Below are 13,511 nucleotides of genomic sequence, written 5' to 3'. Positions count from 1 at the left end.
AGTTTGAAAATAACTAATGCATTAGTTGCTATGAGAAATATATTAATTATCTCCTTTTTGATATGCCTGGTAAAAACAGCCGTTGCCCAGCAAACAGGTGCTGCAAATGATGCTTTGCTGTTGGATTACTATCAGAACCAGCGCTTTGCCGAGGCCGCTGATCTGCTCAAAAAAACATATCCCGAACCGGTAACCGATATAAAAGTTTTGAGCAAGCTGGCCTATACATCGCAAATGGCAGGTAAGCTGCCCGATGCGGAAGGCTATTACCAACGGATGTATAATATTGATTCAACAAACAATGCGGTTTTATATAGCCTGGGCTCAATCAATCTGCGCAGGGGGAATAATGTAAAGGCCGAAATGTATTATAAGATATTGAGTGAAAAGGATACCACCAATTTTTTGGTGTTTAAGCAATTAGGCAAAATAGCCATGGATAAAGGCGACTTAACGGCGATGGTGACTTACCTGCAAAAAGCAAACCTGATAAACCCTGCGGAAGCGGATGTAGCATCAGACCTGAGTGATATGTACGTAAGCCTAAAAAAGATAGAGTTGGCCGATAAGGTGCTGAACGCTGCTATTGCCCAGGATCCGGAGAATATTGTTTTACTGCAAAGTCTGCTTAAACTTACCTCGGCAGAAAATAAATACGCCGAAGAAAAGGCCACCTGTTTAAAACTGATTGCGTTAGGCGCGCAATCGGGCTATGTGTTAACCAAACTGGAATCTGCCTATTATAATTTAAAGGAGTATGCTTGTAGTGTAGAAACCTTTGCCGGGATCCCGGAGGTCAACCAATCAGAAACAAGCTATTACATAGCCGCGCTGGCCTACAAAGCGTTGAAGGACCAGCTATTGGCCATTGAAAACCTGGGTAAAGCCATTGAGGCGGGCATTTCACCCAATATCAGTGATTATTATGCCGAGATGGCCGATAGTTATGATATAAAGAAAAAATACAAAGCGGCGATATCGGCTTACCAGAAAGCCCTGCAGTTTGAAGAAAAACCTATTATTTACTACCTGCTGGCAACCATGTATGATGGGTCGCTTAAAAACAAGAAACTTGCTGTAAAGTATTATAAAAAATTCATGGGCTGCAAGGTTCCGCCAAAGCAGCAAAAGTACGTAGTTTATGCACAGGCAAGGGCTACTGAGCTTTCGCGTTAGCGGTTCATTAACCGGGCTACGTATTTGCCAATAATATCAAATTCAAGGTTAACTACCGATCCTTCGCGCACATTGTGCAGGTTGGTATGCTCAAAAGTATAAGGTATAATGGCCACCGAAAAACCGTTGGCCCTGGAGTTTACCACGGTTAAACTGATACCGTTTACACAAATAGATCCTTTTTCCACAGTGACATTCCCGCTGGCTGCATTATATTCAAATGTGTATTCCCAGCTGCCATCGTGCTCTTTAAAAGCGGCGCATACGGCGGTTTGGTCAACGTGGCCTTGTACAATATGACCATCAAGCCGGGCATTCATTTGCATACAGCGTTCCAGGTTCACCGGTTCGCCAACTTTCAGGTGGGCGAGGTTGGTTTTGCTCAAAGTTTCATCAATAGCTGTAACCACGTGCAGGCCATCAGAAACAGCAATTACCGTTAAGCATACCCCGTTATGAGCAACCGACTGATCGATCTTCAGCTCGTGCGCAATTACCGATTCAACCGTGATATGTAAATTACCCTGATCCTGTTGCAGATCGGTTATTTTTCCTAATGTTTCTATAATACCTGTAAACATAAACCCCCAGCCCCCTAAAGGGGGAGCCGAATAGTGCCAAAGCTAAAAATATTACAGATTTAATATGTCAGCCTAAAATGAATTTATTTGAAATTGCTGGCCACATCCTTGCGTTTGTTGCGGAGGTCTTTGCCGTTCTCGATTATCGATTTAAGGTTGGCCAGGTAAAATGTCCAGCCTATCTGGCACTGCACATATAGGTTTTTTGACAGATCGTTTTCTTCGGGGATGTTTTCCTGGGTTAACTCAACAATGGTAAGCCCATATTTATTTTGGATATCAACGGTAACTATACTACCACCCGTAAAGGTAAATTTAAGCAGGTCCGAGCCATTATTCTCCAGCACCTGGCCATTCTCAACACTTGTATCATCAAAGCCATGCCAATACCAGGAGTAGGTGTCTTCCTTTTTTATAAACTCTTCGGGATCGCGCTGGCGGCCGGCAATAGCGTAAAAATCAGCCCTGCGTAAAAACCAGCTTTCCAGGCCGGCAGGAGTGGCCCAGGCCTCGTAAATACTGCGTACATCTGTATCAAAATCCGCAGTAACTTTAAATTTACTCCATTTCTCGTCTGCCATGTTTTGAATTATTTTAAAGGATTTGGTTCGATATAAAAATAACAATATTACGTTACGCTTGTATAATAAAAAAGCGTAAAGCTTAAGGCAAAAAGCTGAAAGCTAATTATTGAAAAATATAAAAAAAATATGCCCAAACAAAGTGCCGGAGTGCTGCTTTACCGTAAACTGAATAATATACTGCAGGTTTTCCTGGTACATCCCGGCGGCCCGTTCTGGAAAAATAAGGATGATGGCGCCTGGTCTATCCCCAAAGGAGAGTATGAAGATGGAGAAGATCCGCTGGAAGCCGCCAGACGCGAATTTTTTGAGGAAACAGGCCAGAACATAGATGGTGATTTCATCGCCCTAAATTCCATCAAACTAAAAAGCGGCAAAATAGTACACGCATGGGCAGTTGCGGGCGATATTGATCAGGATAATATCAAAAGCAATCTTTTTGAAATGGAATGGCCGCCTAAGTCGGGTAAAACCCAGGCATTTCCAGAAATTGATCGGGGCGAGTGGTTTAGTGTAGAGGAAGCTAAGGTTAAGATTAACGCCGCGCAGGCAGGGCTGGTGGAGGAGTTGAGCGCTCTCTAAATCTCGTCCGGAAGGGGAGACTTTAAATAATTTTTATAATTTTATGTTAATTTAAGGCCCTCCCTTCCGGGGAGGGTTGGGTGGGGCTTCCCTCACAAATATATAACTTAGTACCATGAAGTTTTTCAAATATCTCCCCGCCGCGTTTTTATTGATTTTAATGGTATCGTGTAAGCCAAAACCCAGGGCTGTTGATGTACCTGTTGTTGGTTTTATTGATGCTTTTGAGGATGCCACCATATCCCAGGCCCGTACCGGCTTTACCGATGCCTTAAAAAAGAACGGCCTTAGTGAAGAAAAGAAAACGGTACAAATAGAATACCGCAACGCGCAGGGCAATATCCCAACGCTTACACAAATTGTGAATTATTTTATATCCGAAAAGGTTGATCTTTTGGCCACCAGTACCACTTTGTCTACTGTATCTGCGCTGCAAAACACAAAAACTATTCCGGTGTTTGCCATGGTTTCGCCCGTGCCCGACCGGATGAAAGTGCTGGACGCAAACGGTAAGGCCCCGGCCAACCTGTTTGGCGCTTTGGAGGAGCTCAACTATATTGATACTTCATTTTCTATCATCCCTAAATTACTGAAACCAAAAGGAGCAAAGCTTGTGGTTGGGATGATTTATAACCAGGCCGAACCACAATCGGCAGATGCGCTTAACCGCATTAAATCATTGGCTGCCAGGCAAAACGTTACCATTGTAGCCCTGCCGGTAAATACATCTGCCGATGCGCAACTGGTTACGCAAAGTCTGTTAGGTAAAAACATAGATGCTTTTTTCGCCAACCCGGATAATACAGTGTTTGCATCGTTCGAGACTATATTGAAAAGTTGTAACGAAAAAAATGTACCCATATTTACAAGCGAGGCCGGTTTGGTGCAGCGTGGTGCGGTTGCCGCTTTCGGCGCCGATATTTACCAATGGGGGTACCAGGCAGGTGTGCAGGCGGCGCAATATTTAAAAACGCATAAAACAGATGGTTTAAAGTGGGAAATGGTAAAGGTGAGGAAGCGGGTTTATAATCCTGCCGCCGCCAAAAAGTACAATATTACCATTCCCCCGAATTTTGAGGCCGTTAAATAAACAATTTACAATAATTTAGCTTTCGGCTTTACGCATTAAGCTTTCAGCTCCAAATATGGATTTTTACCTCACCGCCTTATTACAGGGATTGTGCTATTCGGCTATCGCGCTGGGGATCTATATCTCCATGAAGATCTTCAATATCCCCGATATAACTACAGACGGTAGTTATACGCTGGGTGGATCGGTTACTGGTATTATGCTTACCCATCATCAGTCAACCTGGGTTATTTTACCCGTGGTTATTGTTGCCGGGGCTTTGGCAGGTGCCTTAACCGGACTTATCCATACCAAACTTAAAATAAATGCCCTGCTGGCCGGCATCCTGGTGATGACCGGGCTTTACTCGGTAAACCTGATTATTTTAGGCAGATCAAATCTGCCGGTGAGTGATCTTCCATCATTGTTTAATAGCCTGCACCTGGTAACCTACCCCAATCAGAATACACTCATCATTATTTCTGTTTTTGTTGTGGTTGTTACTTTCCTTATCGGCTACCTGCTAAAAACCGATTTTGGTATCGCCATGCGGGCAACCGGCAACAGCGAATCGATGATCCGGGCCTTAGGTGTTAATACGGATAGGATGAAAATAACCGGCCTGGCGCTCGCCAATGCGCTAACGGCGCTTAGTGGTTACCTAATAGTGCAGTTCCAGGGCTTCGCTGATATCAGTATGGGTATTGGCATAGTGATCGTAGGGTTAGGTTCGGTGATTATTGGTGAAACATTGATCAGCTGGTTCCACATTACCAAAGTTTGGATCAGTTTGATTTTAGTGCTTACCGGCGCGGTAATATTTCAACTGGTGCTGGCCTTTACATTGGCTATCGGGGTTGATCCAAACCTGCTTAAACTGGTTACCGCCGCTTTTGTATTGTTGATAGTTAGTTTGCCCCGTTTATCATTCAATAAAGCCTCATGATAGTTATTAACGATGTACATAAGGTTTTTAATAAAGGCAAGGCAAACCAGGTAAACGCGGTTAATGGCATCAGCCTGCATATTAAAAAGGAACAGTTTCTGGTGATCGTGGGTGCAAACGGCTCTGGTAAAACAACGCTGTTAAATTTGGTTGCGGGCAGTGTTATACCAGATAAGGGGACTATCATCATTGATGATAATGATGTAACCAGGCTTGCTGACTATAAACGCAGCCAGTGGATAGCCCGTGTGTTTCAAAGCCCAACGAGCGGTACGGCATCCGATCTAAGCATTTTAGATAATTTTCGGCTGGCAGCTATCCGCACCAAACACAAAGGGCTTTCTATAGGCATTAATGACAACTTTAAGCGGGAAGTAAAGGACAAAATTGCCACACTGGGTATGGGGCTGGAGAATAAGATTGAACAACCAATGGGAACACTCTCCGGCGGGCAGCGCCAGGCCTTAACGCTTTTGATGAGTGTAATGGATAGCTGCAAGGTTTTGCTGCTGGATGAACCCACCGCCGCGCTCGACCCGCGATCGGCGGAGGTAGTGATGCGGACGGCTGATAAACTGATTGCTGATTTTAAACTTACCGCAATCCTAATCACCCATAATTTAAAAGATGCCTATAATTTTGGCACACGGATAATACAAATGAGCGAGGGGTTGATTATTAATGATTTAGATAAAAAACAAAAGGCTGCGCTAAAACAAAATGATCTTTTTGATTGGTTCGGATAAAAAATAGCGAAGAGATTTTTTGGCTTATATCTATACTCGCAGCAGTCTGTATAATTGGAGCATTTTGCAATCTCCAACATTAATTGTAAATTTGTAAAAAAATAAATGATGCTGTTTAAAAAATCATTCTGCCAAAAAATAATGTGGTCCCAGGGAGCACAACAGAAGGGTTTTGCATCAATAATACTCTTCTCAAGTCCGGTTTAGCCGAAATAACATTTTACAAGGACAGAATTTATTACATCATTATTTATTAAAACTAAGCGCTGCATTGCTTGCAGACTTAACACATTATAAAATTTATGGACACTTATTATACTATCGAAGAAAAGTATTTGCGGGCCGTGGATAAGCTCTCATATGGAAAGACCACTAAAGGACTTAAATTGCTGAACGAGATTATCAGCAATGATCCTTTGTACGCACGTGCACACCACCAGCTGGGCATGATATATTATTACGAAATTAAAGATTACCAAACTGCAGGCTATCACTTTAAAACCTGCATGGAGCTGGAACCATCTTTTCCTGATAATTATACAGATTACCTTGATCTGCTTGTTTTTTTAAACATGGAGAAACTGGTTAACACGGTATCTGTCAAAGCTCTTAATACCCCCGGTATAGATACCGCCGGTATTTATGACCTGTTGGGCTTATTCTATGAAAAGAACAAGCAATGGACAAAGGCTTTATCCTACTATCACAAAGCATTTATGGAAGTAACCGTAAATGAAGAAAGAGCTGATATTGAACAAAGCCTGAAACGCGTCCGTTCCAAAATGGAGCAAACACTGGCTTATACTTACCAGATTACGGAGTAGAAAGCTTAAAGCAGAAGGCTTAAAGCAGAAAGCTTGCTTAGTAAATAACAAAAAAAGCGATGGTAAAACCATCGCTTTTTTTAGCTTTTAGCTTTTAGCTTTTAGCTTTTAGCTTTTAGCTTTTAGCTTTTAGCTTTTAGCTTTTTTTATAGGTTATCTTATAAATAGTTCCCTTGCTATCGTCGGTTACGTATAGTGAGCCGTCGGGGCCCTGGGCAAGTCCGCAGGGGCGGTGCTCGGCCCGGCCGGATGCTGCTTTTTCTGCGCTGCCTGCAAAGTCATCGGCAAATATTTCCCACTGGCCGCTTGCTTTACCATCTTTAAACGGTTGAAAAACTACAAAGTAACCCGCTTGTGGTTCGGGCGCGCGGTTCCATGACCCATGGAAAGCAATGAAAGCGCCATTTTTATATTTCTCGGGGAATTGGCTGCCAGTATAAAACAACACCCCATTAGGGGCAAGGTGCCCGGGGAATGCAGCCGCAGGATCAATAGCCGTTTCTCCGCCTTCTTTTTTGCCATCGCCGCCATATTCCGGCATTAATATTTTTTTATGTTGCTGCTGGTCGTAATACATATAAGGCCACCCGGCGTTATCGCCTTTTTTAATGGCGTACATACATTCGGCAGGTAATTCAGCAGATTGTTTGGTGGTAAAATACTCAGGGAACAGGTCATGTAACTGATCGCGGCCATGCTGCATTACAAAAAGCTGGTTGTTTTGCTGGTTCCAGTCCATCCCAACCACATTGCGCAGGCCGGTTGCATAACGCACGCCGTCGCCATAATGCTGGTTAAGTTTATCAGCCTTAAACTGCCAGATCCCGCCTGCCGAATCTAAAATAGGGCAGCCCTTTTGGCCCGGCGACCCTTTTTTACGATCCTCTACCTGGCATGCGTTTGAGTAAGCGCCTATATTAACATACAGGTTGCCATCATTATCTAAAGTAATAGCTTTTGCCTCATGTTCGTTACGGCTTATTAAGCCCGTAACTATTTTTTCGGGCTGACCGGGGTTAACCACCTCATTTTTATCATTCAGTTTATAACGGAAAACTTCTACGTCGGATGATGCATACAAGTAGCCATTCTTTACATAAACACCGGTGCCGCTAAAATCGCCGAAGCTTGTTTTTACAGTAGCTTTATCGCCATCCTGGCGTAAAAATAAAATGCCTTTGCCACTTTTTGCGCCCGTTAGTTTTACATAGATATCGCCTTGCGGAGTAACTGCTATCTCTCTTGTACCGCCCAAATTATTGGCAATGGCAGCAGCAGCAAATCCAGCTGGTAATTTAAGTCCTGCATTGTTGGTAGTAGCTGTCCCGGTAGAGTCGCCGCTTTTTTTATCAGCAGGTCCGCCGCTTTTGCACGCGGTAAAAAATAACATACAGCAGGTTATTGCCACAGCAGGCAGCAATGCCGAAAATAATTTCCTGTTTTTCATGGTAAAGATTATTGGTTATCAAATTAAATAAATATACAGTGAATCCCGAAATCTGTTTTGTAGTAATTGTATGACACAGACGCATTTGTAGTTTTTTAAACAGGTAATTCACGAGGCAGATCACCCGGTCGGAATTAAATTTCATTTTTAAACTCAACCAAAAAATTAAATACTGATATATAGCTGTTTAGACATAGATAGCAATAAGGGATTAAACCATTACAGGGTGTAGCCGTCCTAACTGTATAAAATTTAACAAAATGAAAAAGATAGTCATATTATCAGCAATAGCAATAAGCGGTTTAATGGCCGGTAAAGCCGACGCACAAGTATCTGTACATGTAGGTTTTAACATCCCTGCCCGCCGCGTTTATGTTCCGGCTCCGCGCCCGGTGGTAGTTGAGGAACAACCGGTTTATGATGACGACGCACAGGTAAATTATAACTACGATGGTGATGATTATTATTACCTGCCCGAAGTAGAAGCTTATTACAGCCCCGCAGCACACTGCTACTACTACAACGATGGTAACACCTGGGTAACCCGTGCTTACCTGCCCGGTGCATACCGTAACTATAACTGGCGTACCGCTGTAAGGTACGAAGTACGCGGCTATCGCCCATATTTACGCCATGATGTTTACAGGGGAAGATGGGGTGGTTATAATGGCGACCGCGGTAACTGGGGGCACCGTTTTGAAAGAAGATATGATGGAGGATATGCCTACCATAACCACGATAACCGTGGATGGGACAGAGGCAACAGGAATAATGACCGTGGCAATTGGGGAGGCAGGCCAAATGATGGGCGTGATCGTGGAAACTGGGGCGGCAGGCCAAACCAAGGCGACGGACATAACCAGGGCAACTGGGGCGGCCGGGATCACGGCAACCAAGGCAACGGACATAACCAGGGCAACTGGGGTGGCCGGGACCACGGCAACCGTGGCGATGGACAACGTTTTGCCGATAACCGCGGCGGTTTTGGCGTACGCCACTAAGCAATAGCTACCGGTAATTATGTAATAACTATTAATATCCCAATATATATAAATGAGAAGATCGCCTGTTATGGGCGATCTTTTTTTTGTGTAAAAAAAATCATAAATAATCTCTGTTTTGGTAAGTTTTCCCTCGTATTTATCCTAAAAAAATCTTATTTTGTATTCAATTATAAACCTCATTCCCGGAATGAAAAAGATCTTCACTTTTTTATTATTCATAGCCCTTACGGGTGGTGTTTTTGCACAGGGTGCTTTGCAGGCAGGTACACCGGCAAGTGAAAAAATTTCTGCTGAAAGGCTGCAGCGGATTGACAACATGATTGAACAAAACATCGATTCGGGTTATGTAAACGGAGCGGTAGCGTTGATAGCCCGCAATGGTAAGATAGTTTATAATAAATCATTCGGCGCTGCAGATCTGGAGCAAAAAAAGCTGATGAACAATGATGCTATATTTCGCATTGCATCACAAACCAAGGCTATTACCAGTGTGGCAGTGATGATGCTTTTTGAAGAAGGCAAATTTTTACTGGATGATCCCATCTCCAAATATATCCCGGCGTTTGCACATCCAAAGGTGATAGATACTTATAATTCAAAGGATACAACCTACACCACAATCCCGGCCAAAAGAGAAATAACCATCCGCGACCTGCTTACCCATACATCAGGTATAGGATACGCCCAGATCGGTTCGCCGCAGGTAAACGCCATTTATGCCAAAGCGGGTATACAGGCTGGTTTTGTTACCGATAAGATATTGCTGGCCAATTCTATTAACAAACTGGGGACCTTACCATTAGTTCACCAGCCAGGCGAACGCTGGACCTATGGCTTAAACGTAGATGTGCTGGGTTACCTGGTAGAGCGAATATCGGGCAAAAGTTTAGATCAGTTTTTTAAAGAGCGGATTTTTGAGCCGCTGGGTATGAAGGATACTTATTTTTATATCCCGGCAGCAAAGCAAAACAGGCTGGTAGCCGTTTATACACCAGATAAGCAGGGTCACCTTATTAAATTGAATGACTCATTTTTTCCGGGATTAAATGTCAATTATCCAACCGTTAACGGTACTTATTATGCCGGAGGGGCGGGTTTAAGTTCAACTATTAAGGATTATGCTGTTTTTTTACAAATGATGCTGAACGGAGGTACTTATAATGGGCAGCGTTTACTGGCCCGCCATACGGTGCAACTAATGACCACCAACCAGATCGGTGATCTGTACCTCAATCCCGAAAAAGATAAGTTTGGATTGGGTTTTGGGATTACTTCAGAAACCGGTTCAAAAAAATTGGGCGTAAGCGAAGGCTCTTTTGCCTGGGGTGGGTTTTATGGAACCCTTTACTGGGTGGACCCAAAAGAACACCTGGTATGCCTGCTGTTTTTACAGAACTGGCCGCTGCCTCATAATGCCATACAGGATAAGTTTCGGGTTATGGTGTACCAGGCTTTGGTTGATTAAGTTGGTGGACTAAGGGTGGGACCCTAAGGTCGCTTTCATGTATAAAACCTTGCAAATTCCACCTGCATAGTACCTGTCTCTTTTTTGTCGTTCCGTAAAAATACGGTTAGAATTACGGTGAAAACACCTATTGTGGTTTATATGCTTTGAGGTATATTTATATCGATATAAGTAACTGATTTTAAGTTTGTGATTAATGATTTAATAAGTCCGGTTGGATCTTTTTGAAAAAGGAAGATTCCGGGCCGCGTGCCAGGTATAAAACTATGCAAATTCAACCTGCATGGTACCTCAGGGTCATCTTTCGGGAGGCTGTGAGCGAACAAAAATCAAATCAAAAAAATACTTTTTAGCCGAAACCTTATTTTTAATATTTATGGAAAATTTAATCTCTCTGCAAGGAGATCAACCGCAACAATATCCCCCTTCCCAGAACCAAATTTCACCGGGTGGAATAATATTAACCGGAGCCCTGCCTGATACAGGTATTGTATTTACAGATAAGCTTATCCATTTTGCTTACACGGTTCCTGCTTATCAGGCAGGTTTCAAAACATTCCGGTTATTAATTGTTGCTGATAAAGCCATGAACTATTTAAAGAGGATATAAAAGTAGCGTAATGAAAGATGTAGTTTATTTTTTGGGTGCCGGTTTCAGTAAAAGCTTTGGATATCCACTTACCGGCGAGATTATGCCCGAGATATTATCAAAACTTTTAAAACATGACCTGTTTGAATTAGGTGATACCAAAACAGATGAAGAATGGGAGCAGGAAGAAAAACTTTTGCAATACCTGTACCTGATTTATCCCGGCTTAAAAAACTTCAAAAAAAATGATTTAAATCAAACCCAGGATATTGCTAATATAACCGAGGTTTTATCATTTGTTGATCATTGCTGTTTGCACAACATGCCGCCGCATCCAAAACTTAATGAAAGAAACCTCAGGGATTTTCAGGCCTTGTTGAAAAGGGCTGTTGATGAATTACTGATAGCTTATCATTTAACAGATTATTCAAAAAGCGAGGAGAAATTGCTTCCATTGTTTTTTGACCCCATAAAGCTGGAAAAGAAAAATGGCACCGTAAGTATAATTACTACTAATTATGATTTAATTATTGATGAGCAATTTGTTAGCGCAGCCGAAAATAACAGGATAGATTACGGCATTAATTATAGAAGCGTACATACAGATGAAATAGAGTTTCAGCAAAGCCGGCCGCTTTTTAAATACTTTAAGCTTCATGGCTCGCTTAACTGGGTAAAGTGCGATTATTGCGGGCAATACTATATAAATCCATATGGAAGTATTTTGCACCAGGCATACACAACCAAAAAAAAGATGGATAATACCTGCGTTTGCAATAACTCGCTTACCTTAAAAAGCGTAATGGTTACCCCTTCTTTTGTAAGGGATATCAGGGATTCAAACCTGTTACAGATCTGGAAAGGGGCTATGGAAGCTATCCGTAAAGCAGATAAACTCATTTTTATAGGCTATTCTTTACCTTCAGAAGATCTTGCCATTAAATCTATAATTATGCGTGGCATTAATGGGAGGCAAAAGAAAAATAAATTAGAGGTTGATGTGGTTTTAAAAGATGAAAAACCAAAATCAAATTATATTAACTTATTTGGCAATGCTATAAATTATTCATCATTAGGATTGGAGGATTACTTATCTAAATCTCAAAAAGTGCGGAAGGCGGTTTAAATGAGCCTTTATAAGAGGCTGTCTAAAAATAAAAAACTGGTCGTCATTGCGAGTAACCACCAGGATAATCATGGAAAAAATAGGGATGACGTGCTGGCTTTAGGGGGCTCATAACAACCATGTCATTGAGCGCAGCGCGGCAATCGCGAATTGTGCAACTCCACTAGGTATAGCTCGCGATTGCTTCGTTCCTTATAATGACGTAATTGTAAGTTATTGATTATCAAATATGTTTTTTTTAAGTTTTCAACGTAGAGACGCATAATTGCGTCTCCCGCGTGCAAATCACACATGCAAATTGATCTTGCAAATCGGCCTTGCAAATCCTGAATGTCCTGTGGGAGACGCAATTATGCGTCTCTACAACAGCCCCATGTGCAGCAATGTCATTACTATTTTTTCCAGCTTAACTGGTGGGTGCTCGCAATGTCATAGCATTATATTAAAATTAATATTGGTAATCAGTAATTTATAAACGCTTCATTATAAGGCACGAAGATAACTGACCGCAGGGAGCTCATTAATACATATAAAAATAAAAACACAACATTAATAATCCCGAACTATGCGGATCGGATTTGCAAAGCAACTCTGTAAGGTGGGGATTGCTTCGTGCCTCGCAATGACGCGTGGATMTGTGTTTCATTCGAAGTATAAAACATTAATAAATCAAATTTAGACAGTTTCTTATAAAAGCCCCTTTAAAACATTCCAAACATTATTAGCTACTATTTTGGCGCCTTTTTCTGTAGGATGGATGCCGTCCGGCTGGTTCAGATCCGGGTGACCGCCCACACCCTGCAACAGGAAGGGTACCAGCGCCATTTTGTTTTTTGCAGCAATTGCCGGGAATACGGCTTTAAATTTATTTACATAATCGGCACCCATATTAGGGGGTACCTGCATGCCCAGCATTACCAGTTTCGCTTCAGGGTATTTGGTCTTTACCTTATCTACGATGGATTGCAGGTTTTTGGTAGTTTCGTTAGGCGGGATACCGCGTAAACCATCATTTGCACCTAATTCCAGTATAAAAACATCAACCTTTTGCTTTAATGTCCAATCTATCCGACTGTTGCCGCCTGCAGATGTTTCGCCGCTTACGCCGGCATTAATCACTTTGTAAGGCATTTTCAGCGAATCGATCTTCTTTGCGATCTCGCCGGGGAAAGCATCCGAAGGATCATCCAAACCGTAACCGGCTGTAAGGCTATCGCCAAAAAACAAAACAGTTTTTACTGCCGATGCATCGGCCCTGGTAGTAGCATCGGCCTGGCCCGAAGCAGGGGAAGCCGGTTTGTTTTTTTCGCCGCAGGCCGATAATACAACACTTACAAAAAGCAGCAGGTATGTTAATTTTAGTTTGTGCATAATA

Annotated in this window: 14 protein-coding genes; 10 read left to right on the top strand and 4 right to left on the bottom strand. The window is 42.5% G+C overall.

Features of this window, described 5'->3' with window-relative positions; translation table 11 throughout:
• Positions 1-30: 30 nt before the first annotated feature.
• Positions 31-1,176 (top strand): hypothetical protein, encoded by a 1,146-nt coding sequence (locus tag AC1DO4_RS22190; RefSeq protein WP_477419759.1) that lies wholly within the window; start codon positions 31-33, stop codon positions 1,174-1,176.
• Here the strand turns inward: AC1DO4_RS22190 and AC1DO4_RS22185 are convergent.
• Positions 1,173-1,757 (bottom strand): riboflavin synthase, encoded by a 585-nt coding sequence (locus AC1DO4_RS22185; RefSeq protein ID WP_477419758.1) that lies wholly within the window; start codon positions 1,755-1,757, stop codon positions 1,173-1,175. The genes AC1DO4_RS22190 and AC1DO4_RS22185 overlap by 4 nt on opposite strands.
• A gap of 83 nt (positions 1,758-1,840) precedes the next feature.
• Positions 1,841-2,338 (bottom strand): SRPBCC family protein, encoded by a 498-nt coding sequence (locus AC1DO4_RS22180; protein ID WP_477419757.1) that lies wholly within the window; start codon positions 2,336-2,338, stop codon positions 1,841-1,843.
• A gap of 129 nt (positions 2,339-2,467) precedes the next feature.
• Here AC1DO4_RS22180 and AC1DO4_RS22175 point away from each other — a divergent pair, with 129 nt between their 5' ends.
• The 5 genes from AC1DO4_RS22175 (at position 2,468) to AC1DO4_RS22155 (ending at position 6,505) form a co-directional block, all read left to right on the top strand.
• Complete coding sequence (locus AC1DO4_RS22175) at positions 2,468-2,920, top strand: NUDIX hydrolase (protein WP_477419756.1); 453 nt, start codon at positions 2,468-2,470, stop codon at positions 2,918-2,920.
• Positions 2,921-3,035: 115 nt separating this feature from the next.
• Positions 3,036-4,010: an ABC transporter substrate-binding protein gene (locus AC1DO4_RS22170; RefSeq protein ID WP_477419755.1), complete on the top strand. Its 975-nt coding sequence runs from the start codon at positions 3,036-3,038 to the stop codon at positions 4,008-4,010.
• A gap of 55 nt (positions 4,011-4,065) precedes the next feature.
• A complete protein-coding gene (locus AC1DO4_RS22165; RefSeq protein ID WP_477419754.1) occupies positions 4,066-4,935 on the top strand; it encodes an ABC transporter permease in 870 nt (289 codons plus the stop codon).
• Positions 4,932-5,681, top strand: coding sequence for an ABC transporter ATP-binding protein (locus AC1DO4_RS22160; RefSeq protein WP_477419753.1), 750 nt, complete (start codon positions 4,932-4,934; stop codon positions 5,679-5,681). The genes AC1DO4_RS22165 and AC1DO4_RS22160 overlap by 4 nt, the downstream gene beginning before the upstream one ends.
• A gap of 302 nt (positions 5,682-5,983) precedes the next feature.
• Positions 5,984-6,505 (top strand): tetratricopeptide repeat protein, encoded by a 522-nt coding sequence (locus tag AC1DO4_RS22155; RefSeq protein WP_477419752.1) that lies wholly within the window; start codon positions 5,984-5,986, stop codon positions 6,503-6,505.
• 136 nt (positions 6,506-6,641) lie between these two features.
• Here the strand turns inward: AC1DO4_RS22155 and AC1DO4_RS22150 are convergent, their stop codons facing one another.
• Positions 6,642-7,952 carry a PQQ-dependent sugar dehydrogenase gene (locus AC1DO4_RS22150; protein WP_477419751.1) on the bottom strand — a complete coding sequence of 437 codons (1,311 nt, stop codon included), beginning with the start codon at positions 7,950-7,952 and terminating at the stop codon, positions 6,642-6,644.
• Between the two features lie 260 nt (positions 7,953-8,212).
• Between AC1DO4_RS22150 and AC1DO4_RS22145 the strand changes: the two genes are divergently transcribed.
• From AC1DO4_RS22145 to AC1DO4_RS22130, 4 genes are all read left to right on the top strand, one after another.
• Positions 8,213-8,953, top strand: coding sequence for a hypothetical protein (locus tag AC1DO4_RS22145; RefSeq protein ID WP_477419750.1), 741 nt, complete (start codon positions 8,213-8,215; stop codon positions 8,951-8,953).
• 190 nt (positions 8,954-9,143) lie between these two features.
• A complete protein-coding gene (locus AC1DO4_RS22140; RefSeq protein WP_477419749.1) occupies positions 9,144-10,421 on the top strand; it encodes a serine hydrolase domain-containing protein in 1,278 nt (425 codons plus the stop codon).
• 376 nt (positions 10,422-10,797) lie between these two features.
• A complete protein-coding gene (locus AC1DO4_RS22135) occupies positions 10,798-11,031 on the top strand; it encodes a hypothetical protein (protein WP_477419748.1) in 234 nt (77 codons plus the stop codon).
• Positions 11,032-11,041: 10 nt separating this feature from the next.
• Positions 11,042-12,136: an SIR2 family protein gene (locus AC1DO4_RS22130; RefSeq protein WP_477419747.1), complete on the top strand. Its 1,095-nt coding sequence runs from the start codon at positions 11,042-11,044 to the stop codon at positions 12,134-12,136.
• A 687-nt stretch (positions 12,137-12,823) separates the two neighbouring features.
• Here AC1DO4_RS22130 and AC1DO4_RS22125 read toward each other — a convergent pair.
• Positions 12,824-13,507, bottom strand: coding sequence for an arylesterase (locus AC1DO4_RS22125; protein ID WP_477419746.1), 684 nt, complete (start codon positions 13,505-13,507; stop codon positions 12,824-12,826).
• Between the last annotated feature and the right edge of the window lie 4 nt (positions 13,508-13,511).

The organism is Mucilaginibacter sp. P5_A6, from assembly GCF_056400585.1.
The sequence above is the reverse complement of the archived record's forward strand: the minus strand, read 5'-3'. Positions and strand labels throughout refer to the sequence as shown.

Coding starts and splice junctions, on each gene's coding strand:
- AC1DO4_RS22190 (WP_477419759.1), top strand. CDS start 31: ATGAGAAATATATTAATTATCTCCTTTTTGATATGCCTGGTAAAAACA.
- AC1DO4_RS22185 (WP_477419758.1), bottom strand. CDS start 1,757: ATGTTTACAGGTATTATAGAAACATTAGGAAAAATAACCGATCTGCAA.
- AC1DO4_RS22180 (WP_477419757.1), bottom strand. CDS start 2,338: ATGGCAGACGAGAAATGGAGTAAATTTAAAGTTACTGCGGATTTTGAT.
- AC1DO4_RS22175 (WP_477419756.1), top strand. CDS start 2,468: ATGCCCAAACAAAGTGCCGGAGTGCTGCTTTACCGTAAACTGAATAAT.
- AC1DO4_RS22170 (WP_477419755.1), top strand. CDS start 3,036: ATGAAGTTTTTCAAATATCTCCCCGCCGCGTTTTTATTGATTTTAATG.
- AC1DO4_RS22165 (WP_477419754.1), top strand. CDS start 4,066: ATGGATTTTTACCTCACCGCCTTATTACAGGGATTGTGCTATTCGGCT.
- AC1DO4_RS22160 (WP_477419753.1), top strand. CDS start 4,932: ATGATAGTTATTAACGATGTACATAAGGTTTTTAATAAAGGCAAGGCA.
- AC1DO4_RS22155 (WP_477419752.1), top strand. CDS start 5,984: ATGGACACTTATTATACTATCGAAGAAAAGTATTTGCGGGCCGTGGAT.
- AC1DO4_RS22150 (WP_477419751.1), bottom strand. CDS start 7,952: ATGAAAAACAGGAAATTATTTTCGGCATTGCTGCCTGCTGTGGCAATA.
- AC1DO4_RS22145 (WP_477419750.1), top strand. CDS start 8,213: ATGAAAAAGATAGTCATATTATCAGCAATAGCAATAAGCGGTTTAATG.
- AC1DO4_RS22140 (WP_477419749.1), top strand. CDS start 9,144: ATGAAAAAGATCTTCACTTTTTTATTATTCATAGCCCTTACGGGTGGT.
- AC1DO4_RS22135 (WP_477419748.1), top strand. CDS start 10,798: ATGGAAAATTTAATCTCTCTGCAAGGAGATCAACCGCAACAATATCCC.
- AC1DO4_RS22130 (WP_477419747.1), top strand. CDS start 11,042: ATGAAAGATGTAGTTTATTTTTTGGGTGCCGGTTTCAGTAAAAGCTTT.
- AC1DO4_RS22125 (WP_477419746.1), bottom strand. CDS start 13,507: ATGCACAAACTAAAATTAACATACCTGCTGCTTTTTGTAAGTGTTGTA.